The sequence below is a fragment of the Mucilaginibacter xinganensis genome, from assembly GCF_002257585.1.
Lineage (GTDB): Bacteria > Bacteroidota > Bacteroidia > Sphingobacteriales > Sphingobacteriaceae > Mucilaginibacter > Mucilaginibacter xinganensis.
The window spans coordinates 1,852,916-1,879,902 of record NZ_CP022743.1 but is presented as its reverse complement, the minus strand read 5'-3'; the positions used below and the strand labels follow the sequence as shown (position 1 = coordinate 1,879,902).

The following is a 26,987-nucleotide window of genomic DNA, read 5'->3' as shown; positions in this document are numbered from 1 at the left end:
CTTTTGTGGGAGGCTTTGCTATTTATTATCTACTTTACTGATTAAGCTTCTACTTCTTCAGCTTTTGAAGCCATTAAGCGATCAAATTCCTCTTGCGAACCTACACGGATATTTTCGTATTCGCGTAAACCGGTTCCTGACGGGATAAGATGACCTACAATAACGTTTTCTTTCAAGCCAAGCATTAAATCTTTCTTACCTGCAATTGCTGCTTCGTTCAGAACTTTTGTAGTTTCCTGGAACGACGCTGCTGAGATAAACGATTTAGTACCTAATGAAGCCCTGGTTATACCCTGAAGCATTGGACTAGAGGTTGCAGCAATAGCGTCACGTACTTCAACTAATTTTAAATCTTTACGTTTTAAAATTGAGTTTTCGTCGCGCAGTCTTCTTACCGAAACTATCTGCCCGGATTTTAGGCTGGTAGAATCTCCTGGTTCAGTAACAACCTTTTTATCAAAGATGTCATCATTCTCCAGCATGAAATCCCAGCTGTCAACTGCTTCTCTTTCAAGGAAGCGGGTATCGCCGGCATCTTCGATAGCTACCTTCTGCATCATTTGGTGAACAATCACTTCAAAGTGTTTGTCGTTGATCTTCACACCCTGTAAACGGTAAACTTCCTGGATACCATTCACAAGATATTCCTGTACAGCAGCAGGGCCCTTAATCGCAAGGATATCAGCAGGTGATATTGAACCGTCAGACAATGGCATACCAGCCTTCACAAAGTCATTATCCTGTACAAGGATGTGTTTTGACAATGGAACCAGGTACTTTTTAACCTGTCCGTCTTTTGATTCAATGGTGATTTCGCGGTTACCACGTTTAACACCACCTAATGTTACCACACCATCAATTTCAGTTACCACAGCAGGGTTTGACGGGTTACGTGCTTCAAACAACTCGGTTACACGTGGTAAACCACCTGTAATATCACGGGTTTTACCTGTTGAACGAGGAATCTTGGCAATAACCTGGCCTGTTTGCAGTTTTTCGTTTTCGTCAACTGCAATGTGGGCACCCACCGGAATGTTGTATCCTTTAATGATGTTACCTTTATTATCAGCAACCTGGATAACCGGGTTTTTAGTTTTATCTCTTGTATCAATAATTACCTTTTCGCGGTGACCTGTTTGCTCGTCTGATTCTTCGCGGAAAGTAATACCTTCCAAAACAGCTTCAAATTTGGCAACACCTGCAAATTCAGATATAATTACCGCGTTGTACGGATCCCATGAACAGATACGGTCGCCTTTGGTGATCTTGCTGCCATCTTTTACATACAGATATGCACCGTATGGAATATTGTTGGTAACAATCACTTTGTTGGTTCCCTCTTCAACTATCCTGAACTCACCTGAACGGCCTAATACAACCTCAACCAAACCTTCTTCGGTTTTGTATTCAACTGTACGAACGTTCTCAAATTCAATGATACCATCGAACCTTGCATTTATCTGTGATTCAGCCGCAATGTTTGACGCGGTACCACCCACGTGGAACGTACGCAATGTTAACTGTGTACCCGGCTCACCGATTGACTGTGCAGCAATTACGCCAACAGCCTCGCCTTTTTGCACGCGTTTACCGCTTGCAAGGTTACGGCCATAGCATAATGCACATACACCGCGTTTGCTTTCGCAAGTTAATACCGAACGAATTTCGATACCTTCCAGCGGAGAGTTTTCTATAGTTTTAGCAATCTCTTCAGTAATATCCTGTCCGGCAGAAACTAATAAATTATTAGTAATAGGGTCAAGCACATCATGTAATGAAGTACGGCCTAAAATACGATCGTATAATGGCTCAACAATATCCTCGTTATCTTTAAGGGCGGTAGTATATATACCTCTTAAAGTACCGCAATCAACTGTACCAACTATCATATCCTGGGCAACGTCATGCAACCTACGTGTTAAGTAACCAGCATCAGCAGTTTTTAACGCTGTATCCGCCAAACCTTTACGTGCACCGTGAGTTGAGATAAAGTACTCCAATACTGACAAACCTTCTTTAAAGTTTGAAAGGATCGGGTTTTCAATGATCTCGCCACCTGAACCTGATTTTTGAGGCTTAGCCATCAAACCACGCATACCTGCCAGCTGACGGATCTGCTCTTTTGAACCACGCGCTCCAGAGTCAAGCATCATGTAAACAGAGTTGAAGCCCTGGTTGTCTGATGAAAGGATCTCCATTACATTCGCTGTTAAGCGGTTGTTGATACGGGTCCAGATATCGATGATCTGGTTGTAACGCTCATTGTTGGTGATGAAACCCATGTTATAGTTGCCCATAACCTCTTCAACTTGTTTTGAAGCCTGGGCTATCAGCGTAACCTTTTCATCAGGAATATTGATATCCTTAAGGTTAAATGATAAACCACCCTGGAATGCCATTCTGAAACCTAATTCCTTAATATCATCAAGGAACTGGGCAGCACGCGCCATACCGGTAATTTTTACAACCTCACCAATAATATCACGTAATGATTTTTTGGTAAGCAATTCGTTGATATAACCTACTTCAACCGGAACGTGCTCATTGAACAATACACGGCCAACAGTAGTATCAATAATTTTGCTTACTATTTGCCCGTCACGTTCTTTGATCAATCCTTTAACCTTAATAAAGGCATGCAGGTCAATCTTACGTTCATTATAGGCAATAATTACTTCTTCAGAAGAGTAGAATGTTAATCCTTCACCTTTTACAACACGTCCGGCATCAGTTTTACGTCCTTTGGTTATGTAGTACAAACCAAGCACCATGTCCTGAGATGGAACTGTAATAGGCGTTCCGTTAGCAGGGTTAAGGATATTGTGTGATGCAAGCATTAAAACCTGGGCTTCCAAAATTGCTGCGTTACCCAAGGGTACGTGCACAGCCATCTGGTCACCGTCAAAATCCGCGTTGAAGGCGGTACAGGTTAACGGGTGCAATTGAATAGCCTTGCCTTCAACCAATTTTGGCTGAAAAGCCTGGATACCTAACCTGTGCAGCGTAGGCGCACGGTTCAATAATACAGGGTGGCCTTTCAATACGTTTTCCAAAATGTCCCAAACCAATGGGTCTTTACGGTCAACAATCTTTTTGGCAGACTTCACTGTTTTAACCACACCACGCTCAATCATTTTGCGGATGATAAATGGTTTGAACAGCTCGGCAGCCATATCTTTTGGTAAACCGCATTCGTGTAATTTAAGGTTAGGACCTACAACAATCACCGAACGGGCTGAATAATCAACACGTTTACCTAATAAATTTTGACGGAAACGGCCTTGTTTACCTTTCAGAATGTCTGAAAGTGATTTTAAAGCACGGTTACCTTCGGTTTTTACCGCGTTTACTTTACGTGAGTTGTCAAATAACGAGTCAACAGCTTCCTGTAACATACGTTTTTCGTTACGTAATATAACTTCCGGCGCTTTTATCTCAATCAATCGTTTTAAACGGTTGTTACGGATAATAACACGGCGGTAAAGGTCATTTAAATCCGAAGTTGCAAAACGGCCACCTTCCAATGGTACTAACGGGCGCAATTCAGGCGGGATAACCGGAACGATCTTAACGATCATCCATTCAGGGTTATTCTCGATCCTTGTTTTTGCATCACGGAAAGCTTCAACAACCTGTAAACGTTTTAAAGCTTCGTTTTTACGTTGCTGAGAAGTTTCGTTAGCAGCCTGGTGACGTAAGCTAAATGAAAGTTCGTCAAGGTCAAGGCGTTTTAACAACTCCTCTAATGCCTCGGCGCCCATTTTAGCCACAAATTTTTGCGGATCTTTATCATCAAGGTATTGGTTTTCCTTTGGAAGGGTATCCAATACGTCAAGGTATTCTTCTTCTGTAAGGAAATCCATTTTGTTGATTCCGTCAGCTTCTTTAATACCCGGTTGAATCACTACATAACGTTCGTAGTAAATAATCAGATCCAGTCTTTTTGTAGGCAAGCCCAGTAAGTAACCAATTTTATTTGGCAACGAACGGAAATACCAGATATGTGCAACAGGAACCACCAAATTGATGTGTCCCATACGCTCACGACGTACTTTTTTCTCAGTTACTTCAACACCGCAACGATCACAAACAATACCCTTGTAACGGATACGCTTGTATTTACCGCAATGGCACTCATAATCTTTAACCGGACCAAAAATACGCTCGCAGAATAAACCATCACGCTCAGGCTTGTAAGTCCTGTAGTTAATGGTTTCAGGTTTTAAAACTTCACCGCTTGAACGTTCCAGGATAGATTCCGGAGAAGCTAAACTGATGGTAATGGTGGTGAAATTACTCTTGATTTTATTATCCTTTTTGTAAGACATAGTCTCCTTTGTTTTTTGAAGGTGAAAAGCGAAAGGTGAAAGGTAAAAGGAATCGACATTTCTGCCTCTCGCCTTTTACCTTTATCCTTTTACCTTATTCTAATGTGATATCCAAACCTAAACCTCTTAATTCATGAACCAATACGTTGAATGATTCAGGAACTGATGGTGTTGGCAAGTTTTCGCCTTTAACAATAGCTTCATATGTTTTGGCACGGCCAATAACATCATCAGATTTTACAGTCAATATTTCCTGCAGAATGTTTGATGCACCAAATGCCTCCAGTGCCCAAACCTCCATCTCACCAAAACGCTGACCACCAAACTGGGCTTTACCACCCAATGGCTGTTGTGTAATTAATGAGTATGGCCCTATTGAACGTGCGTGCATCTTATCATCAACCATGTGACCCAGTTTCAGCATGTAGATAATACCTACAGTTGTTTGCTGATCAAAACGATCTCCGGTTAAACCATTGTACAAATAGGTACGGCCCGATTCTGGTAAGTTTGCCTTTTTAACCCACTCTTCCACTTCTTCATGGCTTGCACCATCAAAAATCGGAGTAGCAAATTTAATTCCAAGCTCTTTACCGGCCCATCCTAATACAGTTTCGTAGATCTGGCCCAGGTTCATACGTGAAGGTACACCCAGCGGGTTCAACACAATATCAACCGGTGTTCCGTCTTCAAGGAAAGGCATGTCTTCGTCACGTACAATACGTGCAACAATACCTTTATTACCGTGACGGCCCGCCATTTTATCACCCACTTTAAGCTTACGCTTTTTAGCGATGTAAACTTTGGCCATTTGTACGATACCTGATGGCAATTCATCACCCACGCTGATAGCGAACTTATCCCGGCGATAAGCACCCAGTTCCTCATTAACTTTAATGTTATAGTTATGAAGAAGAGTTTTTATCTGATCGTTCTTGTCATCATCAGTTGTCCACTTGGTTGGGTTAATATTTTCATAGTTAAGCTCAACCAGTATTTTTTGGGTGAATTTTACACCTTTTGGCACATGCAGCTCTTTGTAAACGTTATACACACCCTGTGATGTTTTACCGTTCACAATCTCAAATAACTTTTCAATCAAAGTATTTTTAAGATCTTTTACTGCTTTATCATGCCTTGTATCTAATTTCTCCAATTGTGCTTTTTCTTCAGCTTTTGAAGTTTTCTTCGCACGTGAGAATAGTTTAGTATCAATAACAACACCTGCAATAGATGGTGGAGTTTTCAGTGATGCATCTTTAACATCGCCTGCTTTATCACCAAATATGGCACGTAGCAATTTTTCTTCCGGTGACGGGTCAGACTCACCTTTTGGCGTGATCTTACCAATCAGGATGTCGCCTTCCTTAACTTCAGCACCAACACGGATAATTCCGTCTTCGTCCAAATCTTTGGTAGCTTCTTCTGATACGTTAGGGATATCCGGTGTTAATTCTTCTTCACCACGTTTGGTATCACGAACTTCGAGTTCAAATTCTTCAACGTGAAGCGAAGTAAATATATCCTGCGATACAACGCGTTCAGATATTACTATCGCATCCTCAAAGTTGTAACCCTGCCAAGGCATGAATGCAACTTTAAGGTTACGCCCTAAAGCAAGCTCGCCTGCCTGTGTAGCATATCCTTCGCAAAGCACTTCTCCTTTTTCAACCCTTTGGCCTTTTTTAACAATAGGCTTAAGGTTCATGGTGGTGCTCTGGTTTGTTTTCTTGAACTTGGTTAAACGGTAACTCTTGGTATCGCCATCAAAAGAGATTAAACGATCAAGCTCATTACGATCATAACGGATCCTGATTTCGGTTGCATCAACATATTCAACAACACCATCGCCTTCAGCGTTGATCAATGTACGTGAATCTTTAGCCACGCGGCCTTCCAAACCTGTACCAACAATTGGCGCTTCAGGACGCAACAAAGGCACTGCCTGGCGCTGCATGTTTGATCCCATCAACGCACGGTTAGCATCATCATGTTCAAGGAACGGAATTAATGAAGCCGCTATAGATGTGATCTGGTTTGGTGCAATATCCATTAAGTCAAGTTTTTCCGGATCAATAATCGGGAAGTCACCTTCAAAACGTGCTTTTACCTTAGGTAATGCGAATACACCTTTATCGTCATAATGCGCATTTGCCTGGCCGATAGTTTTACCGTCTTCATCTTCTGCAGATAAATAGATAACATCTTCCTGAACTTGTACTTTACCGTCAACCACACGTTTGTATGGTGTTTCAATAAAGCCTAAGTTATTAATTTTGGCGTGTACGCAAAGTGAACTGATCAAACCAATGTTCGGTCCTTCCGGAGTTTCAATGGTACACAACCTACCGTAGTGGGTGTAGTGTACGTCACGAACCTCAAAACCGGCACGCTCACGTGACAGACCACCGGGCCCAAGGGCTGACAGACGACGCTTGTGCGTGATCTCTGCCAGTGGATTAGTTTGGTCCATGAACTGTGAAAGCTGGTTTGTTCCGAAGAACGAGTTAATAACTGATGACAATGTACGTGCATTGATCAGGTCGGTTGGTGTGAACACCTCGTTGTCACGAATGTTCATACGCTCACGGATGGTACGGGCCATACGTGCTAAACCAACACCAAACTGTGCATATAACTGCTCGCCAACGGTACGAACACGACGGTTTGACAAGTGATCAATATCATCCACCTCAGCTTTTGAGTTGATTAATTTGATCAGGTATTTAACAATCGCAATAATATCCTGTTTGGTTAAAACCTTAGTCTCTTCAGAGGTTGACAGTTTTAACTTACGGTTGATGCGGTAACGGCCCACATCGCCCAGATCATATCTTTTATCAGAAAAGAACAAACGATCAATGATACCACGTGCAGTTTCCTCATCAGGTGGTTCAGCGTTACGTAATTGACGGTAGATGTGTTCAACCGCTTCTTTTTCTGAGTTTGAAGTATCTTTTTGTAAAGTGTTATATATAATAGTGTAGTCACCGCTGGTAGCCGCATCTTCCTTGTTCAGGATAATGGTTTTAACACCTGCATCAATGATCTGATCGATATGATCATCTTCCAATACAGTTTCACGCTCCAGTATGATTTCATTACGGTCAATAGAAACAACTTCGCCGGTATCTTCATCCACAAAGTCTTCAACCCATTTTTTCAACACCCTTGCAGCAAGCTTACGTCCAATAAATTTCTTTAAGCCGCTTTTGCTTACTTTAACCTCGTCGGCCAATTCAAACAATTCCAGGATATCTTTATCAGAATCGTAACCAATTGCGCGCAATAAGGTAGTAACCGGGAATTTCTTTTTACGGTCAATATAAGCATACATCACGTTGTTAACGTCTGTAGCAAACTCAATCCATGAACCTTTAAAAGGAATTACACGGGCTGAATATAATTTAGTACCATTAGTGTGGCGGCTTTGTCCGAAAAACACACCTGGTGAACGGTGCAGCTGAGATACAATTACACGTTCAGCACCATTGATAACAAAGGTACCTTTAGGTGTCATGTAGGGAATAGTTCCCAGGTACACATCCTGTACAATAGTTTCAAAGTCTTCGTGCTCTTCATCATTACATGAAAGGCGAAGCTTGGCTTTTAAAGGCACACTGTAAGTTAATCCGCGTTCAATACATTCCTGTATATCATAACGTGGCGGATCAATAAAGTAATCAAGAAACTCTAAAACGAAGATGTTTCTTGAATCGGAGATAGGAAAATTTTCGGCAAACACTTTAAACAAACCTTCTTTATAACGGTTGTCTGAGGTAGTTTCCAATTGAAAAAATTCCTGGAAAGATTGCAACTGAACGTCAAGAAAATCGGGGTAATCCAATACTTTCCTGCTGGTTGCAAAATTTACTCTTTGATTTATTTTGTTTGCCAAGGGAATAAAATTTTAGTTTATTAATAAACTGATATAGGTTCTTTCGGTAGATGTTTTTGACAGACCGGAGAGATTAGCATTGAGTTCGTTACAACTATCCATAACACAACAGGATAAAAATGCCGCGACTAAATTCTGCCGCCTCCTATCTAATCTATATAAACAGCAATAGACCCCGACCAAAAGGTCGGAGTCTTGATGCTATATTATTACGGGTTAAATTATTTAACCTCAACTACTGCTCCAGCTTCTTCTAATTGTTTTTTCAAAGATTCAGCTTCTTCTTTAGTAACACCAGTTTTTACTTCTTTAGGTGCACCATCAACTAAGTCTTTAGCTTCTTTCAAACCAAGGCCGGTTAAGTCTTTTACTAATTTAACTACTGCTAATTTAGCGCCGCCTGCTTCTTTCAGGATAACGTCAAATGCAGTTTGTTCTGCAGCAGCAGCAGGAGCGTCATCGCCACCTGCAGGAGCAGCAGCAACAGCAACAGCTGCAGCAGCAGGCTCAATGCCATACTCATCTTTCAAGATCTGAGCTAATTCGTTTACTTCTTTTACTGTTAAGTTTACCAACTGTTCAGCAAACGCTTTTAAATCCGCCATTTTATTTTAAATTTTACTTTTAATGCTTTTTGTTTTTTAATATCGAACTTTAAGGTGTTCGGTTAACCTCTTTCCTGTAATGTTTTTACAACGCCTGCAAGTATATTTCCGCCTGATTGTAATGCAGAAATAACGTTCTTCGCTGGTGATTGCAATAATCCAATGATCTCTCCTATCAGTTGTTCCTTCGATTTCAATGCAATCAAAGTATCAATCTGGTTATCACCAACAAATATTGATGAATCAATGTAAGCCGCTTTTAAAACCGGTTTGTCACCTTGTTTCCTTAACTGTTTGATCAGCTTTGCCGGGGCAGTTGCTGACTTTGAGAAAAGGATAGATGATGAACCTTTCAGCACGTCATACATTGGGGTAAAATCACCGCCGGCAGCTTCCATAGCCTTTTTAATCAGGCTGTTTTTTGCTACCTTCATCTCAATGTCGCTTTCGAAACATTTACGACGGATGTTATTGATTTTTGCAACTGTCAAATTTGAAGTATCGGTGATATAAAAATTACCGTACTCTTTCATTTGCTCAGTAAGGGCGATTACTAACTCGTGTTTTTCTTCTTTATTCATGATTTAGATCCCCGCTACTGTTTTAGTTTCAATTTCAATTCCAGGTGACATTGTTGAAGAGATATGAATACTCTTAAAATATGTTCCTTTTGCTGCTGAAGGTTTTAATTTTGAAATGGTTTGTAATACTTCCAAAGCATTTTCATAAATTTTATCAGCAGGGAAAGATACTTTTCCTATTGAGGCATGGATAATACCGGTCTTATCAACCTTGAAGTCGATCTTACCACCTTTAACCTCAGTTACAGCTTTCCCAACTTCGGGAGTTACTGTACCTGATTTAGGGTTTGGCATAAGGTTACGCGGGCCTAAAATACGACCTAAACGACCTACCTTCGCCATAACACTTGGCATAGTGATAATGATATCAACATCAGTCCATCCACCTTCAATTTTGGCAATATAATCATCCAAACCTACGTAATCTGCACCTGCATCTTTGGCCTCTTGTTCCTTATCAGGAGTACAAAGTACCAATACACGTACAGTTTTACCGGTTCCATGAGGTAAGGTTGCAATACCACGCACCATTTGATTGGCTTTACGCGGGTCAACACCTAAACGAACATCTATATCAACAGATGAATCAAATTTGGTATTAGTAATATCTTTTACCAAAGATGTTGCATCCTGTAGGGAATACGATTTGTTCACCTCAATTTTGGAGAGTGCCACTTTTTGATTTTTTGTTAATCTAGCCACTGTCTTAAACTGATTTGTATAAATTAATTAATTCCAGGGTGCCGTACCTGATACGGTTATCCCCATACTGCGGGCAGTTCCTGCCACCATTTTCATGGCTGATTCTACTGTGAATGCATTCAAATCAGTCATTTTATCTTTGGCTATAGTCTCAACCTGGTCCCAATTTACATTGGCTACCTTTTTACGGTTGGGTTCGGCCGAACCACTCTTTAAACCTGTTGCTTCCAGTAACTGGATGGCAACCGGTGGAGTTTTGATGATAAAATCGAATGACTTGTCGACATAAACAGTAATAACTACCGGTAACACTTTACCAGGTTTATCCTGGGTACGTGCATTGAACTGCTTGCAAAATTCCATAATGTTCACCCCTTTTGCACCCAAGGCTGGGCCAATTGGAGGTGATGGATTTGCAGCGCCGCCCTTTACCTGCAGCTTCACCATCGCACCGACTTCTTTTGCCATTTTCTATTTATTTAATTATAACTCAATGTTAGTAAGTGGAAGCTAAGTAACATTTAAGCTCTTGCGAGCAGTGACTGGAGATTAGTGATTAGTTAATCGGTTCAATCGAACGCTCTATTAATATTTTTGTTGGTTCCCGGCCCAGAGATAGTTCTAATTAACTAATCTCTATTCACCAGTCTCTATTCTACTCTTTCTCTACCTGCATGTAATTCAATTCAAGCGGCGTACGGCGCCCGAAGATCTTTACCATTACTTTCAATTTTTTCTTTTCTTCGTTAACCTCTTCAATCACCCCGCTAAATCCGTTGAAAGGTCCGTCCATCACTTTTACACCCTCACCTATATAATAAGGCACATTCATCGTCTCGCCCTGTGCACTCATTTCATCAACCTTACCTAAAATACGGTTAACTTCTGCCTGGCGTAACGGAATAGCATTTCCGGCTTTATCACCCAAAAATCCTATAACGCTGTTTATGTTTTTTATGATGTGCTCAATTTCAGCATCAAGCTGCGCTTCGATCAACACATAACCCGGGAAAAAATTGCGCTCTTTTGCAATTTTCTTTCCGTCGCGCATCTGGTAGTATTTTTCTGTTGGGATCAATACCTGCGGAACCAAATGCGTAATACCAAGACGGCTGATCTCGGCATCAATATATTGCTTTACCTTTTTCTCTTTACCGCTTATAGCCCGTACCACATACCATTTTAACTGATCACTCATCTTTTTACTTTAAAATTAGGTTAGTGAAGAATAAAACTGTGTAAGCAAAAAGTGTATGCTTTGGTCCATAAATAGAATTATTAACGCAATAATAAGCGCCGCAACCAATACAAGAATAGAACTGCTTTGCAGTTCTCTCCAGGTTGGCCAGGTAACTTTTTCCGTCAACTCTATATAAGACTCCTTAATATACTCAGATACGTTAGCCATTTCGTTGTTTACTGTTATGCACGGGAACAAGGATTCGAACCCTGATCAAAGGTTTTGGAGACCTCTATTCTACCATTGAACTATTCCCGTTTATACTTAAAATCCTTATTAGGGGATTTTTATTAACAAAGTACTTAGCTAAAAAGCTAAGTACTTTGCGTTAAATTAACCGTAACCTAACCTTGTTCCCCTAAAGGGGTTAGGGGTTATTTTAAAATTTCAGTTACCTGACCAGCACCTACTGTTCTGCCACCTTCACGGATAGCGAAACGTAAGCCTTTTTCCATTGCGATAGCGTTGATCAGCTTTACAGTGATGGTAACGTTATCACCTGGCATAACCATTTCTACACCTTCGGCCAATGAAATCTCACCGGTTACGTCAGTTGTACGGAAATAGAATTGCGGACGGTATTTATTGAAGAATGGAGTGTGACGGCCACCTTCTGCTTTTGATAATACGTAAACTTCTGCTTTAAAATCTGTGTGCGGAGTTACTGAACCTGGTTTGCAAATAACCATACCACGACGGATATCAGTTTTTTCAATACCACGTAACAATAAACCTACGTTGTCACCAGCTTCACCTCTGTCAAGGATCTTACGGAACATCTCAACACCTGTTACAGTTGATTTTAAGTTTTCAGCACCCATACCAAGGATGTCAACCTGCTCACCTGAGTTAATTACACCACGCTCAATACGACCGGTTGCAACTGTACCACGACCAGTGATCGAGAATACGTCTTCAACAGGCATTAAGAATGGAAGCTCAGTTAAACGCGGAGGAATTGGAATGTAGCTATCTACAGCATCCATTAATTCCATAATTTTGTCAACCCATTTCGGATCATTGTTCAAACCACCAAGGGCAGAACCTTGAATTACAGGGATATCATCACCAGGATATTCGTAGAATGATAATAACTCACGAATTTCCATTTCAACAAGTTCTAATAATTCCGGATCATCAACCATGTCAACCTTGTTCATGAAAACAACAAGTGCAGGTACACCTACCTGGCGTGCTAACAGGATGTGTTCGCGGGTTTGTGGCATTGGACCATCAGTAGCAGCAACAACGATGATTGCACCGTCCATTTGAGCTGCACCTGTAACCATGTTCTTCACATAGTCAGCGTGACCAGGACAGTCAACGTGAGCGTAGTGACGGTTAGCAGTTGAATACTCAACGTGCGCTGTATTAATAGTAATACCACGTTCTTTTTCTTCAGGAGCAGAGTCAATTGAATCAAATGAGCGAGCTTCTGATAAACCTTTATCAGCTAAAACTTTAGTGATAGCTGCGGTAAGGGTTGTTTTACCGTGGTCAACGTGACCGATTGTACCGATGTTTAAGTGCGGTTTACTGCGGTCAAACTTTTCTTTTGCCATGATTATATTTAATTATTGTAGGTTAATTTATACTTAAAAATGTATTCTATTATATATGCTTATAATATTGAGCCAACAATGGGATTTGAACCCATGACCTCTTCCTTACCAAGGAAGTGCTCTACCCCTGAGCTACGTCGGCTTTTCAGTTTGCAGTTTTTAGTTTGCCAACTGTAACAGAGCGGAAGACGAGGTTCGAACTCGCGACCTATAGCTTGGAAGGCTATCGCTCTACCAACTGAGCTACTTCCGCTTGTTTAATTTGCGGTTTACGTTTTCAGTTGGCAATGTGCTGTCCGATATTGTATTCCGTAAACCTTTTTTAATCAAATTGACAGTTTACAAATTTCAGTAAGCTTTAACCGCAAACTTTAAATTGTAAACTGCCAACTTAATAAAGTGGGGGGAGAAGGATTCGAACCTTCGTAGCCGAAGCAGCGGATTTACAGTCCGCCCCATTTGACCGCTCTGGTATCCCCCCATTTGTTGATTTCGGCGTTGCGATGTCCAAAGTTGAAGCTAAACATCACTCTTCCGAAATTAACAGAGCCTCCTATCGGGATCGAACCAATGACCTACTGATTACAAGTCAGTCGCTCTACCAGCTGAGCTAAGGAGGCTTAAATCATTACCCTTTGTACATTCGTAAATCATTGCTGACCATCGGAATAATACCGGTTAATTATTAAGGCTGTATTTTAATTTTAAAGAACCAACCCTTTTAACTGCGAGAAGACATTTACATACCTCTCTGAAAGGGATTGCAAATTTACACATTTTTAGTGCTGAACAAAATTTATTTTCTAAAAAAAAATCGGCAGGCTGAAACCCACCGATTTACGTTTAAAAATAATGTTTATCAGGTTCAAAAATCGTCTGTTGCCGATAGTAAAACCGCTTTTTTTGCAGCCTCGGCGGCGGCAAATTTTTTCTGTTTGTGCTTTTCAATCTGCTTTCTCAGGCTTTCGATCGCCAGATCGGTGGCCTCTTCAAATGTTTTACACTGCTCTTTGGCGAATAATTGGTTACCCGGCAGCATCAGTTTAATCTCCGTTATCTTATTAGCCTCATCCTCCACATTCTCCAGCTTTAAATACACTTCGCCGCTAATAATATGATCATAAAAGGTTTCAAGCTTATCAGCTTTCTTTTGAATAAAATCCAATAATTTCTTGTCTGCATTAAAACGAATAGATTGCACTGTAATTTTCATGATTCCTCCTTTTTACGCCTTTGGATGGGCTTGTTTGTAAATAGACTTTAACCTTTCAACTGAATTATGAGTATAAATTTGGGTTGCACTAAGGTTTGCGTGGCCCAAAAGTTCTTTGATTGCATTTAAGTCGGCCCCGCGATTGAGCAGGCTGGTTGCAAACGTGTGGCGCAGCACATGCGGGCTTCTTTTGTTTTGGGTTGATATGTAAGACAGATACTTGTGCACTATTAAATAAATTAGCTTTGAATAAGCATTTGCTCCTTTATCTGTAACGATTAAGGTTAAGGAATTGTTACCGGAAAAATCTTGTTTTTTCTTTAACTCCTGGTATTCAGCTATTAATAATTTCAATTCATTATTAACCGGGATAATGCGCTCCTTGTTTCTTTTTCCCAAAACCTTTATGGTGCCTTCGTAGGTGTTTATATCCGTATCCTTAACTCCCATTAGCTCAGAAAGCCTCATGCCGGTACCAAACAGCATCTCGATAACAAGTTTATCCCGCAGGCCCTTAAAATCGTGCCCAAACACTTCATTATCATCAAGCATCTGCGTTAGCCGGGCATCTTCAACAACAACAGGCAAATTTTTAGGGATCTTAGGTGTATTTATTTTGGCCGCGGGGTTAATTTGAATAACCTCTTCCTGCACTAAAAATTTGAAGTATTTGCGTAATGTGGCAATTTTACGATTAATAGACCGGGCGATAATTTGCTGGTTCATCATCTCCACAATCCAATTGCGGATGTGATAATGCGTAATTTGGTCCGGATGTGTTATTGCTGCAGGTGGCGGAGGCGTTTCCTTGCCTGGATTATTGAGAAAAGAAATAAATTGATCAAGGTCTGACTGATAAGCGGATACGGTATGCGGTGAGTACCTTTTTTCGAATTGAATATACCGGATAAAACGCTCTGTAAACATAAAAACTACTTGTACACCCAAAGAATGAATGTACAAATAGTTTTGATATTTTGATTAGAAAAATCGAAAATTCTTTTACAAGAATTAAACGGTAGGTTCTAAGTTCATATTCTGCTTGTAGATGGCATGTTTAATTTCGTGGCGACGGGTAATTGATTTTTTCTCAAATGCCTGGCGACTGCGTAGTTCTCTTAAAACTCCAGTTTTCTCAAATTTCTTTTTAAAGCGTTTTAATGCTTTATCTAATGATTCGCCGTCTTTTACGTTAATAATGATCATAATTCCTGAAATACCTCCTTTCGTGGGAGGGCAAAGGTAAGTATTTAGTTTTGAATATGAAAGAGGGAAGTTGAATTAGTTGATTGGGTTAATTAATTGGGCAGTAACGTTTATGAAAGCATACGTTTACTGCCAAAACTAACTGTCTAATAATATTACCTCAATATCTCCCTGCTTATTACAATTTTCTGTATCTCCGATGTCCCCTCGCCTATTGTACAAAGCTTGGCATCCCGGTAATATTTTTCAACCGGAAAATCTTTGGTATAGCCATAGCCGCCGAAAATCTGTACAGCCTCGGTAGCGGTACGGACTGCTACCTCTGATGCAAAGTATTTAGCCATAGCCGATTGCTTTGTTACCGGCAGATGCCTGTTCTTCAAATCGGCGGCCTGCATGATCAACAGTTCAGCGGCTTCAATTTCTGTGGCCATATCTGCCAGCTTAAAGGCTATCCCCTGGAAGTTACTGATCGATTGGCCGAACTGCTTACGTTCCTTTGAATAAGTAACTGCTGCTTCAAAAGCCCCTTTGGCAATGCCCAATGATAAAGCAGCGATAGAAATTCGCCCGCCATCCAACACCTTCATGGCCTGCTTAAATCCTTCGCCCTCAATGCCCAAAAGGTTTTCTTTTGGTACGCGGCAGTTATCAAATATCAGTTCAGTTGTTTCTGATGCCCGCATGCCCAGCTTGTTTTCCTTTTTACCATGAGTGAAGCCTGCAGTTCCCTTTTCAATAACCAGGGCCGAGATCCCCTTTGAATCGCCCTTTTCGCCTGTGCGAACCATAACCACAGCTACATTACCTGATTTACCGTGGGTGATCCAGTTTTTTGATCCGTTTACAATATAATGGTCGCCATCTAAAACGGCAGTTGTATTCATACCCAACGCATCCGAACCGGTGTTAGCTTCGGTTAACCCCCAGGCTCCTATCCATTCCGCCGTAGCCAGCTTCGGAAGCCAGCGGTGTTTTTGTTCTTCGTTCCCAAATGCAAGAATGTGGCCGGTACATAACGAATTATGTGCCGCAACCGACAGCCCTATCGATCCGCAAACCTTTGCAATCTCAACTATCACGGTTACATATTCAAAATAGCCGAAGCCTGACCCGCCGTATTCTTCCGGTACAAAAACGCTCATCATCCCCAGTTCGCCCAATTTCTTGAACAACTCTACCGGAAAATGCTGCGCCTCGTCCCATTCCATCACATGCGGACGGATGTTTTTTTCAGCAAAATCTTTGGCCATCTGGCCTATCATTTTTTGATTATCGTTGATAGAAAAATCGTATCCGGCGGGCGCATCAGTTAATAAAGAATCCATGTATTTATAATTGGTTTACAGCAAAGTAACGCAATATCTCATGCATTGGTTTCAAATAAAATCCTCGTGAAAAAAGAACGATTTGGTATATGGTATGAATACTAGGTTTAGTTATTACAGAGGGATTTGTCAGAACGAAATCGGTGTGAAAATATTTTTGTTAATAATCCGCCAGCACCACCACCCTATCGCAAACAGGGCTTATCCTTTCCAATCCTTTCAAAAAACCCAATCCTACAACAAACGAAAAGCCAGCCACTATTCCACCCATTTCCTGGATCAATTCACTGGCTGCAAGGGCTGTGCCACCGGTTGCCAATAGATCGTCGTGAATTAAAATATGCTGACCGGGTTCAAATGCATCAGTATGCAACTCAATAGTGGCGGTACCGTATTCAAGCTTGTAAGCCTTTTGTTTAATGGTAAAGGGAAGTTTCCCGGCCTTGCGCACCGGTACAAAGGGAACACCCAATTTGGTAGCCAGCGAAAGCCCGAATAAAAAACCCCTGCTTTCAATGCCGGCTATGGCATCAATACGGGTGCCCTTCAATTGCTCAGCAAAGGCGTTAACAATGGCTTCGCACAGCTGAGGGTCTTTTAATATAGGCGTAATATCTTTGAATACGATACCCGGTTTGGGAAAGTCAGGGATATCACGAATGGCCGATTTTATTTGCTGCGCTATCATTTAAAACTTAAATATGGCTCAATTTTACGCAAAATTCTGTCATCAAGCAGTACAATATTTTTCAAATCAGCTACTGATGAATAGTTGCCATGCTGCGCACGGTATTCGATGATTGCATTAGCCTGCTTATAGCTTAAATAAGGAAAAATTCTTAACTGACTGAACGAGATAGTATTCACAGGGATTTTTTTAATATTGGCAGCATTTACTAAAAGATGGTCTTTTATCTCCGCATAAGTCACCGAATCAATCCCGTAAACTTCCTTTAGCTGCTGTTTGTTAATAAACCCGCCCAGCCTGCTGCGATACCGTATTATCTGCGCTGCAAATGCGGGGCCTATTCCATTTAATTCGGCGAGTTTTGCCGCATCAGCTGAATTAAGTTCAATAATTTCGCCCGGTGTTACTTTTTTTGAAACATAGGCTGTTTGCGGGATGCTGATGTAAGGCTCAAGTCGCAGGTAGTCGGTGGGCGTAATAGCATAAATCTTTTTCAGATCCTCTTTACTATAAAACCTGCCACCTTTTTGTTGATAGCGTTCTATAACAGTTGCCTGTTGCGCGGTTAACCCGAGCTGCTGCCATTGCTTTACAGTAAGGTTATTTGGATTGAAAGGGGTCAGTTCAACCTTTGAAATATGCTCAACGGGATCAGCCTTTTCATTATCAGGATCGTAACCGGCTTTGCTGCCAAGCTTGTTTAGCCGGGCAACTGCTTTATCAAAATCTTTAAAATTTATTGTATTATCTTTGCGGATTAACTGATAAACATAGGGAGCAGCAAGTACCAATGCAATCAATACAACAAGAATTACCAAACCGTTCCACTCTTTTTTGCTTATTGACAGGTAATTTTTTATCCGCGCTTTCATTAAAAGGTTTATCAGGAGTAAATTAAATAATTTTTCAGGATATTTATCCCCCTTACAATGGGGTTTGTTTTATAAGTATGAAGGTAATTACCACAGAAGAGTTTGCCAAAGCAACTAAACTGGATAAGCTGAAGATGCCAGGCCTTGCTGCTTTATTGATGGAAATAATGAAAATTAACCAGGTGAACGAGTTGTTTGCCCAGGCACAACCAAAGGTGGGTCCAGAATTTGTTGACGCTATTTTAGAGGGTTGCGGCATTGATGTTGAATTTGACGAACGCGATTTAAGGCACATTCCTAAAACAGGCAGTTTTATTGCTATTGCCAACCATCCTTATGGAGGTATTGAAGGCATGGTATTGTTAAAGATGCTGTGCATGGTTAGGCCCGATGCCAAGCTGATGGCTAACTTCCTGCTTAAAAAGATCCCCAATTTGGCCGATTATTTTATCGCGGTAAACCCGTTTGAAAATGTTGACCATTCATCCAGCATCAGCGGCCTGAAAAACACGCTTGAACTGCTGGCGAACGGAACGCCAATCGGCATATTCCCTGCCGGAGAAGTGTCAACTTATAAGGTAGATAAACAGGAAGTAACTGACCGGATGTGGCACCCCGTTGTAGGTAAAATTATAGCCAAGGCAAAGGTGCCGGTTGTACCTATTTACTTCCACGGTAACAACGGTTTGCTTTTTAACCTGCTTAGTCTTATCCACCCGGCACTTCGCACGGCCAAGCTCCCTTCTGAATTATTTAATAAGCACGGGCATACCATTAAGCTGCGGATAGGCAAGCCGATTAATGTGCAGGACATTCCGGATTATACCAACAGCGCCAAGCTGCTTAACTATTTACGTGCGCGCACTTATGCGCTGGGGACCGGTCTTGAAAACGAGAAGAAGATTTTTAACCCGCGTAACTTATTCAAAATAAAAAAACTACCGGAGGCGATAGCACCTGAAATAAACGCCGATACGCTGGAAAAGGAGATTATCCCGCTGCGTGATCATTACAGGATTTGGGTTGAAAAAAACTACGAGGTATTTATAACCCCTACCACACTCATCCCGAATGTGATCCGCGAGATTGGCCGGTTGCGTGAAGTTACGTTCAGGGAGATAGGCGAGGGAACCAATAAAGCCATCGACCTTGATGAATATGATATCTATTACCATCACTTGTTTATTTGGGATACCGAAGCCAAATTGATAGTGGGGGCCTACCGCATAGGCCTGGGCGACGAGATCTTTTATAGTATCGGCAAAAAAGGCTTTTATGTTTCTGAACTGTTTAAGATCAAATCGCAGTTTACACCTGTGCTTAAAAAGAGTATTGAACTTGGCCGTTCATTTGTCCGTAAAGAATATCAGCAAAAACCATTACCGCTGTTTTTATTGTGGAAAGGCATTTTAAAATATTTAATTGATAACCCGCGCTACCGGTACCTGATCGGGCCTGTGAGCATCAGCAACTCGTTCTCAAATTTCTCCAAGTCGCTTATTGTTGATTATATCAACCGGAACCATTTCGACCATGAACTGGCCCAATACGTTAAGCCCCGCAAAAAATTCAAGGTTGACCTGGCAAGTATTGATACCGATTTATTAATGGCCGGCGAAGACAGCTTTAAGGGGTTGGATAACCTCATAGGCGAAGTAGAGAGCCGTAACATGAAAGTACCTGTGTTGCTTAGGCAGTACATTGCCTTAAATGCAAAGATCATCTGTTTTAATATAGATCCTAAATTTGCTGATTGCCTGGACGGTTTTTTAGTGCTCGATCTGCAAAAAGTACCTCAGGATATTTTAGAAAAACTAGGGAAGAACCTTTAGAGGCGCTGACAAAGAAGTTAAGCCTAACCGGAATCTGCAAACAATACCAGCTAAGTTTCCAGGCTTTTTATTCTAATACCTGATAGAAAGCTTCTTTAAAATAAAATGCAGCAGCCAGATAGGGCCAATCAGCAGGAACTTCAGGTCATCTAAAAAAGATGGCTTTTTGCCTTCTATTTTGTGACCGATAAATTGCCCCACCCACGAGAGTACAAAAATCACCAGGCACACCTGCCACATAGCAGGGCCGCCGGCTTTTTGCCATATTTCCAACTGGATAATGCCGTAACTAAAGCCGAACATGATGAACAACATTAAATACGAAAGAACCGGAGATAATTTGTAATAGAAGTAAATACTAAAGCCGATTAAAAACGATGCCCAGTTTATAAACCCGTTGTATCTGCCCAAAAACTTAAGGTAAGGAAACGGGATAGCCCAAAATAACCCGAACAAACTAAATACGATGAGCGGAACGCAGATCCAATGAATAAGCTTATTGGTTGAATTTTGGTGGCTTTCGGCGTATTTATCGAAATAAACATCAACCGGCCGCTGTTCTGCTGAAGCAGTTCCGACTGTTTTAGTTTTTATGTTTTTGGTGTTAATTGCCACAATATAAAAACCCTCTCCATTTTTTGGAGAGGGTTAAATTTAATTTTTACTTAGCGAATGCTACAGACCTTGTTTCTCTTATTACGGTAACCTTGATCTGGCCCGGGTAGGTCATTTCTGTCTGGATGCGGTTTGAAATGTCGGCGGCCAGTATCTCTGACTGTGCGTCACTGATTTTTTCGCTTTCAACTACTACGCGCAGCTCACGGCCTGCCTGGATAGCGAATGTTTTCTCAACACCCGGATATGACAATGCAAGCTCTTCCAGCTCTTTTAAGCGCTTAATGTAGCTTTCAACCACTTCGCGGCGAGCGCCCGGCCTTGCGCCTGAGATAGCGTCACAAACCTGTATTATCGGCGACAACATAGATGTCATTTCTATCTCGTCATGGTGGGCTCCTATCGCGTTGCAAACTTCAGGATGTTCCTTATATTTTTCTGCCAGCTGCATCCCCAAAATAGCGTGAGGCAATTCAGGATTATCATCAGGCACTTTACCAATATCGTGCAGTAAGCCGGCACGCTTGGCAAGCTTAACATTTAAGCCAAGCTCGGCAGCCATGGTAGCGCAGAAATTAGCTACCTCACGTGAGTGCTGTAACAGGTTTTGCCCGTATGATGAGCGGTAACGCATCCTGCCAACCATCCGGATCAGCTCGGGGTGTAAACCGCTAATTCCTAAGTCGATTACGGTACGCTCACCTATCTCGACAATTTCTTCTTCTATTTGCTTCCTGGTTTTGGCAACTACCTCTTCAATACGTGCCGGGTGGATGCGACCATCAGTAACCAGGCGATGCATTGCCAAACGGGCAATCTCTCTGCGAACCGGATCAAAGCCGGATAATATGATGGCTTCGGGCGTGTCATCCACAATGATCTCAATCCCTGTTGCTGCTTCCAGCGCACGGATGTTACGGCCTTCACGACCGATGATCCGACCTTTTATTTCATCATTCTCTATATTGAAAATAGAAACCGTATTCTCTATCGCAGCTTCTGTAGCTGTACGCTGAATGGTTTGGATAACGATCTTCTTGGCTTCTTTCGTAGCGGTAAGCTTAGCTTCGTCAACAATATCCTTTATTTGAGCCATTGCCTTGCTGCGGGCCTCTTCACGCAGGTTATCTACCAATTGGTTCTTTGCATCTTCGGCAGATAAGCCCGCGATGGTTTCCAGCTGCTGAACATGTGAATTTTTAAGCACCTCAACTTCTTCCTGTTTTTTAACAACAATTTCGGTTTGGCGCTCCAGGTTTTTACGTAGGTTATCCAGCTCATTATCTTTGCGATTCTGGTTTTCCAAACGCTGATTCAATGACTGCTCTTTCTGCTTGATGCCATTCTCACGCTGGTTAATGTTGTTGTTTTTAGCGTTTATTTCCTGCTCATGTTCGGCTTTCATCTGTAAAAACTTCTCTTTAGCTTCCAGCAGCTTGTTCTTTTTCAGAATCTCAGCGTCGTTTTCAGCATCCTTCAAAATCTTTTTGACCTTAGTTTGTGCAGCTACTTCCTGATCTTTAAACAGCTTCTTCAGCAAAAATCGTCCCAGCAGGAATCCCGGCAGGCCTCCTATCAACACTCCGATGATAAGATATAATATGGTTGTACTCATGTCTATAATTGGTATATATTAAAAAAACCGCAACTAATTTCTAAGTGTCATGTATTTAAAAACCTCATTCAGGTACGAATCATGGGTTACCGTTAACCGTACGATCAACGCATGCCTCTTCGATCCGTTCATATTGAAGCGTTAAGTTTTTAATAGTGATACTTAAAATTTAACTGCGGTTAAATCTTAATTGCTCTGTAAATATGTAAAGAACGTTATTGCTTTGAAAAAAACTCTGATAACAAATAATCCAACTGGTAAACCTTCTCCGTTACTTCCGTATCTTCAATGTTTCCCTTCATATCTGCTTTTAACGATGATGTGGCGTAATGCAGCACACACATCGAAAGCAAATCCTGTTTATCCCTAACTGCGTAATTTTCCTGATATTCTTTTATCCGGTCATTAATCAGTTTGGCTGCCCTGCGTATTATTTCTTCCTCTTCCATGTTTACCTTTAAGGGGTAAACTCTGTCAGCAATGTTTATTTTTATTGAGATTTCTCCCATTTGAGCTCACTTTTTGTATTATTTCTTCAATAATACAATACACTTATCTATTTCCTGCACAAATTCGTTAATTTTTTGCTTTATGTCAAGACTTTTTTCATTTGTTTCTGAAAAAGACTTCGCCATCTTCAATGCGCGAAGTTTCTCGTCCAGCTCTTTTGTCTTGTTTTTACTCGCATCAAGCGCTACCGATAACGCCTCGCTCTCCAACTTTAAAAGGTCGTTTTCCTCCTGCAAAGCAGCGCAAAGCTCAATTAAGCGCTCTGTTCTTTCTACAATTGTATTTAATTGCTCTGCTAAGGCCATTGGTTGTTAGTGATTAAAGGTCAGAGACCGGAGATTAGTTTTACCGTTATGATATTAATTATTTATTAACAAATATAGCGATTTGAGATCGGAGATTAGTTTTTGTTGACTGTAAATAGTAATTCCATCATAGTTTTACCCCCCCGCCGATCAACTGGTCTCTAATCTCTGGTTAACTAATCTCTATTTCCTAATCTCAGCTCCTGCCTCTTTACCTAAATTATAAATTAATTTTTGCATTATTGAGTCAATCGCTTTATCAGTCAGCGTTTTTTCACTGTCCTGGATGATGAAGCTTAATGCGTATGATTTTTTTCCGGCGGGCAGCTTATCACCCTGGTAAACGTCAAACACGTTTACTTCCTGTAACAGCTTGCGTTCTGTCCGTTCGGCTATCTGTTTTAACTGGCCAAATGTTACTGATTTATCAATCAACATGGAAAGATCACGCCTGACTGCCGGAAACTTCGGTACATCCCGAAATACGATCTTATTTTTACGCACCGCAGCCAGTATCAGGTCAAAATTAAAATCGGCACAAAAAACCTCGTTATTCAGGTCAACCATTTTTAAAGCCTCTGGAGCAACTTTACCAAACTTTACCAGCTGCTTGCCGTTTAGATTGTATTGCATCCCCCAGCTAAGCTTTTTGCAGGTTGATTCCTCCAATGCCAGCCCGGTTATGTTTAATTTGGAGATAATACCATCAACAATAGCCTTGAGGTTATAAAACGATACCTGTTTTGCTTTTTGGTTCCATTGCTCGGGCTTATCGATGCCTGATATAAAGATTGCAAACCTTTGGGTTTCGGAATACTTATCTTCATTCACCTCATAAACTTTTCCAAACTCATACAATTTTAAGTCGGCATTACGCCGGTTAGTGTTGTATGCGATAGCCTCAAGACCCGAATAAATCAGCGTTTGGCGCATCACGTCAAGGTCACTGCTTAAAGGATTAAGGATTTTTACCGCCTTATCAAGATTTGACGAGTAGGTTGATTTTGTTAATGAGTTCGACATGATCTCGTTAAAGCCATTGGCCGACAGCATGTCTGAGATTAAATTTTGTACGGTATCTTTCTCGGGCCGCACGGATGTATTTAATGAGGCACGAATCTGTGTAGGGATCTCGATGTTATTATAACCGTAGATCCTTAAAATCTCTTCTACAATATCCACCTCGCGGGTAATATCAACACGGTAAGGGGGTACTTTTAACGATAATCCCTCGCCCGTTTCGCCAACTATGTCAATATCCAAAGCGGTGAGGATGCCTTTTATTTCGCCATGCGGAATTTCCTTGCCGATTAACCGGTGGATGTTTTTATAAGTAACTTCTATCTCAAACGGTGCAACCGGGTTTGGATAATGATCAGATATTTCTGATGAGATATGTCCGCCTGCGATTTCCTTTATCAATAAAGCAGCACGTTTCAAAGCAAACACCGTCATATCCGGATCGGTACCGCGCTCAAACCTGAACGAGGCATCTGTTTTTAAACCATGCCGCTTGGATGTTTTACGAACCGAAACAGCATTGAAATAGGCGCTCTCTAAAAAGATATTTTTGGTAGTTGATTTAACTCCAGAATCTGCGCCGCCAAAAACACCGGCTATACACATCGGCACTTCGGCGTTGCCTATCATCAAATCATCAGCACTTAACTTGCGCTCCACATCGTCCAAAGTCTTGAATAGTGTTCCTTCGGGGTAATTTTTAACGATCACCGTATCGCCTTTAATCGCATCTGCATCAAATGCATGCAGGGGCTGTCCAAGGTCATGCAGCACATAATTGGTTGCATCAACAATATTATTGATACTCCGGATACCGATAACCGCCAGCCTTTCCTTCATCCATTTTGGTGATTCCTTAACCTCAACGCCAGAGATGGTTACACCGGAATACCTTGGACTTGCAGCTTCGTTCTCCACCACAACTTTTATGTTGCGGCTGGTATTATCTGCCTTAAATGCCGAAACATCAGGTTTCTTTACGCCTATCTTTAAAAATGCGGCAATATCCCTTGCCGTACCCAAATGCGAAGTAGCATCGGCGCGGTTGGGGGTTAAACCTATTTCGTAAAGGTAATCGTCGTTTAATTTAAAATAGTCTTTAGCCAATATGCCAACCTGCGCATCAGCATCAAGCACCATAATTCCTGCATGATCGGTGCCCAGGCCTATCTCGTCTTCAGCACAGATCATCCCTTCGGACACTTCGCCCCTTATTTTTGATTTATTGATCTTAAAAGGCTCACCAACTGTTGGGTAAACAGTGGTACCAACGGTAGCAACTACCACCTTTTGCCCTGCATCAACATTGGCCGCACCGCAAACAATCTGCAAATCTTCACCCGTACCCACATCCACTTTGGTAATGCTCAGCCTGTCGGCATTGGGATGCTGGCTGCGTTCTTTTACATAGCCCACAACCAAACCTTCCAGTCCGCCCGGAACGGCATGCACTTTTTCAAGGCTCTCCACCTCTAAACCTGTACCGGTTAATATGGTTGAGATCTCTGCGGGAGTTTTATCGGTATCAATAAATTCTTTAAGCCAGTTATACGATATCTTCATTATAGCGAAATGATAATCGGCAAAGATAGGATTTACTCTGTAAGAGCGGAAGCCGGAAAAGCGGAAAGTGAGAAAAAGGTAAAAGAGTATCGAAAAGCCCGGAAAGCTAATAAAGTTAAAAAGAAAAAATCTCCCTGTTAGGGGAGATTTAAAGGAGCTGATTAGTCATTATCGCCTTCTGTGGTATCGCCGTCGTCACCTAAGTTAAGGGTGTAAGCGGCTTCAGAGGCATCGTATGCCTGTTTTAATTTATCAGGATCTGCATAATCAACGGTATCACCAGGCTCGGGCGCATCATCAAATCCGTTTGAATGGATGTCCTGCTGGCTTAGCTGATCGTCAGAATCGCTATTTTCTGAATCGTCAATCGGGATCTGGTTATCTGGAGTTATCATAGCTTTGGGTTTTAATTGTATAAAGGTAACGCTTTACCCGCTATGTTGTTTAATTGAATTGGTTTAAAATCACTTTGCAACGTTCCCAACTTTCGTACTCGCTTTAAAACACCCCTTCATCGGCAAAGCTATAAAAGCCGCCGTTGGTGATAATAAGGTGATCCATGATCCTGATGTCCAGCAGCCGACCTGCCTCAACCAATTTTTTGGTGAGGTGAAGATCTTCGTTACTTGGTTTTAAATTACCGGATGGATGGTTGTGTACCAGGAAGATATTGCTGGCCTGGTGCTGCAGGGCCAAACCAAAAATGATCTTTGGGTCCACAATGGTAGCTGATAAGCCGCCTTTGCTAACCAGTTCACGGGCGATGAATTTTTGTGAGCGCCCGGTTAGCAAGATCCAGAACTCTTCGTGGTTCAGATCAACCAGGTGCCGCTTTATCAAATTGTAAGCATCCCTGCTGGTGCTGATATATTCGGGCGCGGGGTTTTCTGTATCGTCTCTCCGCCGGCCAATCTCGAGCGCGGCTATGATGGAAATGGCTTTGGCTTCGCCGATGCCTTTAAAATTGGAGAGCTCGGCAATGGAGGCTTTGCCGAGTTTGTTCAGGTCGTTATCATAATGATGTAAAATACGCCTGCTTAATTCAACAGCAGTTTCATTCCTGCTGCCCGAGCCTATCAATATGGCAATCAACTCGGCATCACTCAGGGCACGGCGGCCCTGTGTGCCCAGTTTCTCACGCGGGCGATCTTCCTCCGCCCACGCTTTGATGCCGATTTTGGTGTCGTAATTGTTCACTAGGTTAAATTAAAAAAGATTTTCCATTTCGCCACGGCTCTTTATAAAACGCTTCATTGCGAGGAACGAAGCAACCTCTGAGCTATACAGATCAAGGAACGAAAATA

Annotated in this window: 23 protein-coding genes and 5 tRNA genes; 1 reads left to right on the top strand and 27 read right to left on the bottom strand. The window is 41.7% G+C overall.

Annotated features, from left to right (window positions below; genetic code table 11):
- Positions 1–41: 41 nt before the first annotated feature.
- The 20 genes from rpoC to MuYL_RS08070 all read right to left on the bottom strand — a co-directional run bounded on the left by rpoC (position 42) and on the right by MuYL_RS08070 (position 18,223).
- Positions 42–4,328, bottom strand: coding sequence for a DNA-directed RNA polymerase subunit beta' (gene rpoC, locus MuYL_RS08165; protein WP_094570063.1), 4,287 nt, complete (start codon positions 4,326–4,328; stop codon positions 42–44).
- 94 nt (positions 4,329–4,422) lie between these two features.
- The gene (gene rpoB / locus MuYL_RS08160; protein ID WP_094570062.1) at positions 4,423–8,226 is read right to left on the bottom strand and encodes a DNA-directed RNA polymerase subunit beta; all 3,804 of its coding nucleotides are present in this window, start codon (positions 8,224–8,226) and stop codon (positions 4,423–4,425) included.
- Between the two features lie 221 nt (positions 8,227–8,447).
- A complete protein-coding gene (rplL, locus tag MuYL_RS08155) occupies positions 8,448–8,831 on the bottom strand; it encodes a 50S ribosomal protein L7/L12 (protein WP_094570061.1) in 384 nt (127 codons plus the stop codon).
- Between the two features lie 62 nt (positions 8,832–8,893).
- Positions 8,894–9,412, bottom strand: coding sequence for a 50S ribosomal protein L10 (gene rplJ / locus MuYL_RS08150; protein WP_094570060.1), 519 nt, complete (start codon positions 9,410–9,412; stop codon positions 8,894–8,896).
- Positions 9,413–9,415: 3 nt separating this feature from the next.
- The gene (rplA, locus tag MuYL_RS08145) at positions 9,416–10,114 is read right to left on the bottom strand and encodes a 50S ribosomal protein L1 (RefSeq protein ID WP_094570059.1); all 699 of its coding nucleotides are present in this window, start codon (positions 10,112–10,114) and stop codon (positions 9,416–9,418) included.
- Between the two features lie 27 nt (positions 10,115–10,141).
- Positions 10,142–10,582, bottom strand: coding sequence for a 50S ribosomal protein L11 (gene rplK, locus MuYL_RS08140; protein ID WP_094570058.1), 441 nt, complete (start codon positions 10,580–10,582; stop codon positions 10,142–10,144).
- 187 nt (positions 10,583–10,769) lie between these two features.
- Positions 10,770–11,312, bottom strand: a complete 543-nt coding sequence (gene nusG, locus MuYL_RS08135) for a transcription termination/antitermination protein NusG (protein WP_094570057.1) — start codon at positions 11,310–11,312, stop codon at positions 10,770–10,772.
- Between the two features lie 15 nt (positions 11,313–11,327).
- Positions 11,328–11,522, bottom strand: a complete 195-nt coding sequence (secE, locus tag MuYL_RS08130; RefSeq protein ID WP_094570056.1) for a preprotein translocase subunit SecE — start codon at positions 11,520–11,522, stop codon at positions 11,328–11,330.
- A 19-nt stretch (positions 11,523–11,541) separates the two neighbouring features.
- Positions 11,542–11,612: transfer RNA gene (locus tag MuYL_RS08125), tRNA-Trp, on the bottom strand.
- A gap of 116 nt (positions 11,613–11,728) precedes the next feature.
- Positions 11,729–12,916, bottom strand: a complete 1,188-nt coding sequence (tuf, locus tag MuYL_RS08120) for an elongation factor Tu (RefSeq protein ID WP_094570055.1) — start codon at positions 12,914–12,916, stop codon at positions 11,729–11,731.
- A 70-nt stretch (positions 12,917–12,986) separates the two neighbouring features.
- A tRNA-Thr gene (locus tag MuYL_RS08115) sits at positions 12,987–13,058 on the bottom strand.
- Between the two features lie 38 nt (positions 13,059–13,096).
- Positions 13,097–13,169 (bottom strand) — tRNA-Gly (locus MuYL_RS08110).
- Positions 13,170–13,316: 147 nt separating this feature from the next.
- Positions 13,317–13,397, bottom strand: a tRNA-Tyr gene (locus MuYL_RS08105).
- A gap of 66 nt (positions 13,398–13,463) precedes the next feature.
- Positions 13,464–13,536 (bottom strand) — tRNA-Thr (locus MuYL_RS08100).
- A gap of 245 nt (positions 13,537–13,781) precedes the next feature.
- A complete protein-coding gene (gene hpf / locus MuYL_RS08095) occupies positions 13,782–14,129 on the bottom strand; it encodes a ribosome hibernation-promoting factor, HPF/YfiA family (protein WP_094570054.1) in 348 nt (115 codons plus the stop codon).
- Between the two features lie 12 nt (positions 14,130–14,141).
- Positions 14,142–15,092, bottom strand: a complete 951-nt coding sequence (locus tag MuYL_RS08090) for a tyrosine-type recombinase/integrase (protein WP_317043870.1) — start codon at positions 15,090–15,092, stop codon at positions 14,142–14,144.
- Positions 15,093–15,140: 48 nt separating this feature from the next.
- Positions 15,141–15,335 carry a 30S ribosomal protein S21 gene (rpsU, locus tag MuYL_RS08085; RefSeq protein ID WP_094570052.1) on the bottom strand — a complete coding sequence of 65 codons (195 nt, stop codon included), beginning with the start codon at positions 15,333–15,335 and terminating at the stop codon, positions 15,141–15,143.
- Positions 15,336–15,490: 155 nt separating this feature from the next.
- Positions 15,491–16,663 (bottom strand): acyl-CoA dehydrogenase, encoded by a 1,173-nt coding sequence (locus MuYL_RS08080; RefSeq protein WP_094570051.1) that lies wholly within the window; start codon positions 16,661–16,663, stop codon positions 15,491–15,493.
- Between the two features lie 160 nt (positions 16,664–16,823).
- A complete protein-coding gene (locus MuYL_RS08075; RefSeq protein WP_094570050.1) occupies positions 16,824–17,351 on the bottom strand; it encodes an adenine phosphoribosyltransferase in 528 nt (175 codons plus the stop codon).
- Positions 17,348–18,223, bottom strand: a complete 876-nt coding sequence (locus MuYL_RS08070) for a ComEA family DNA-binding protein (RefSeq protein ID WP_094570049.1) — start codon at positions 18,221–18,223, stop codon at positions 17,348–17,350. Before MuYL_RS08070 ends, MuYL_RS08075 begins: the two co-directional genes overlap by 4 nt.
- 77 nt (positions 18,224–18,300) lie before the next feature.
- Between MuYL_RS08070 and MuYL_RS08065 the strand changes: the two genes are divergently transcribed.
- Positions 18,301–20,055, top strand: coding sequence for a lysophospholipid acyltransferase family protein (locus MuYL_RS08065; protein WP_094570048.1), 1,755 nt, complete (start codon positions 18,301–18,303; stop codon positions 20,053–20,055).
- A gap of 72 nt (positions 20,056–20,127) precedes the next feature.
- Here the strand turns inward: MuYL_RS08065 and MuYL_RS08060 are convergent, their stop codons facing one another.
- The 7 genes from MuYL_RS08060 to radC all read right to left on the bottom strand — a co-directional run bounded on the left by MuYL_RS08060 (position 20,128) and on the right by radC (position 26,880).
- Entirely contained in the window at positions 20,128–20,670 is a 543-nt protein-coding gene (locus MuYL_RS08060) for an Mpo1 family 2-hydroxy fatty acid dioxygenase (protein ID WP_394338988.1), read from the bottom strand.
- A gap of 46 nt (positions 20,671–20,716) precedes the next feature.
- The gene (gene rny / locus MuYL_RS08055; protein ID WP_094570047.1) at positions 20,717–22,285 is read right to left on the bottom strand and encodes a ribonuclease Y; all 1,569 of its coding nucleotides are present in this window, start codon (positions 22,283–22,285) and stop codon (positions 20,717–20,719) included.
- Positions 22,286–22,500: 215 nt separating this feature from the next.
- Positions 22,501–22,794, bottom strand: coding sequence for a cell division protein ZapA (locus MuYL_RS08050; RefSeq protein WP_094570046.1), 294 nt, complete (start codon positions 22,792–22,794; stop codon positions 22,501–22,503).
- 18 nt (positions 22,795–22,812) lie between these two features.
- Positions 22,813–23,100, bottom strand: coding sequence for a hypothetical protein (locus tag MuYL_RS08045; RefSeq protein ID WP_073405404.1), 288 nt, complete (start codon positions 23,098–23,100; stop codon positions 22,813–22,815).
- Between the two features lie 183 nt (positions 23,101–23,283).
- Entirely contained in the window at positions 23,284–25,683 is a 2,400-nt protein-coding gene (pheT, locus tag MuYL_RS08040) for a phenylalanine--tRNA ligase subunit beta (RefSeq protein WP_094570045.1), read from the bottom strand.
- Positions 25,684–25,844: 161 nt separating this feature from the next.
- Positions 25,845–26,078, bottom strand: coding sequence for a hypothetical protein (locus MuYL_RS08035; RefSeq protein ID WP_094570044.1), 234 nt, complete (start codon positions 26,076–26,078; stop codon positions 25,845–25,847).
- Positions 26,079–26,181: 103 nt separating this feature from the next.
- Positions 26,182–26,880: a RadC family protein gene (radC, locus tag MuYL_RS08030; protein ID WP_094570043.1), complete on the bottom strand. Its 699-nt coding sequence runs from the start codon at positions 26,878–26,880 to the stop codon at positions 26,182–26,184.
- Between the last annotated feature and the right edge of the window lie 107 nt (positions 26,881–26,987).

Excerpts from the sequence above, each read along its gene's own strand:
- rpoC (WP_094570063.1), bottom strand. The coding sequence starts at position 4,328 with ATGTCTTACAAAAAGGATAATAAAATCAAGAGTAATTTCACCACCATT.
- rplL (WP_094570061.1), bottom strand. The coding sequence starts at position 8,831 with ATGGCGGATTTAAAAGCGTTTGCTGAACAGTTGGTAAACTTAACAGTA.
- rplJ (WP_094570060.1), bottom strand. The coding sequence starts at position 9,412 with ATGAATAAAGAAGAAAAACACGAGTTAGTAATCGCCCTTACTGAGCAA.
- rplK (WP_094570058.1), bottom strand. The coding sequence starts at position 10,582 with ATGGCAAAAGAAGTCGGTGCGATGGTGAAGCTGCAGGTAAAGGGCGGC.
- nusG (WP_094570057.1), bottom strand. The coding sequence starts at position 11,312 with ATGAGTGATCAGTTAAAATGGTATGTGGTACGGGCTATAAGCGGTAAA.
- secE (WP_094570056.1), bottom strand. The coding sequence starts at position 11,522 with ATGGCTAACGTATCTGAGTATATTAAGGAGTCTTATATAGAGTTGACG.
- tuf (WP_094570055.1), bottom strand. The coding sequence starts at position 12,916 with ATGGCAAAAGAAAAGTTTGACCGCAGTAAACCGCACTTAAACATCGGT.
- hpf (WP_094570054.1), bottom strand. The coding sequence starts at position 14,129 with ATGAAAATTACAGTGCAATCTATTCGTTTTAATGCAGACAAGAAATTA.
- rpsU (WP_094570052.1), bottom strand. The coding sequence starts at position 15,335 with ATGATCATTATTAACGTAAAAGACGGCGAATCATTAGATAAAGCATTA.
- MuYL_RS08080 (WP_094570051.1), bottom strand. The coding sequence starts at position 16,663 with ATGGATTCTTTATTAACTGATGCGCCCGCCGGATACGATTTTTCTATC.
- MuYL_RS08075 (WP_094570050.1), bottom strand. The coding sequence starts at position 17,351 with ATGATAGCGCAGCAAATAAAATCGGCCATTCGTGATATCCCTGACTTT.
- MuYL_RS08070 (WP_094570049.1), bottom strand. The coding sequence starts at position 18,223 with ATGAAAGCGCGGATAAAAAATTACCTGTCAATAAGCAAAAAAGAGTGG.
- MuYL_RS08065 (WP_094570048.1), top strand. The coding sequence starts at position 18,301 with ATGAAGGTAATTACCACAGAAGAGTTTGCCAAAGCAACTAAACTGGAT.
- rny (WP_094570047.1), bottom strand. The coding sequence starts at position 22,285 with ATGAGTACAACCATATTATATCTTATCATCGGAGTGTTGATAGGAGGC.
- MuYL_RS08050 (WP_094570046.1), bottom strand. The coding sequence starts at position 22,794 with ATGGGAGAAATCTCAATAAAAATAAACATTGCTGACAGAGTTTACCCC.
- MuYL_RS08045 (WP_073405404.1), bottom strand. The coding sequence starts at position 23,100 with ATGGCCTTAGCAGAGCAATTAAATACAATTGTAGAAAGAACAGAGCGC.
- pheT (WP_094570045.1), bottom strand. The coding sequence starts at position 25,683 with ATGAAGATATCGTATAACTGGCTTAAAGAATTTATTGATACCGATAAA.
- MuYL_RS08035 (WP_094570044.1), bottom strand. The coding sequence starts at position 26,078 with ATGATAACTCCAGATAACCAGATCCCGATTGACGATTCAGAAAATAGC.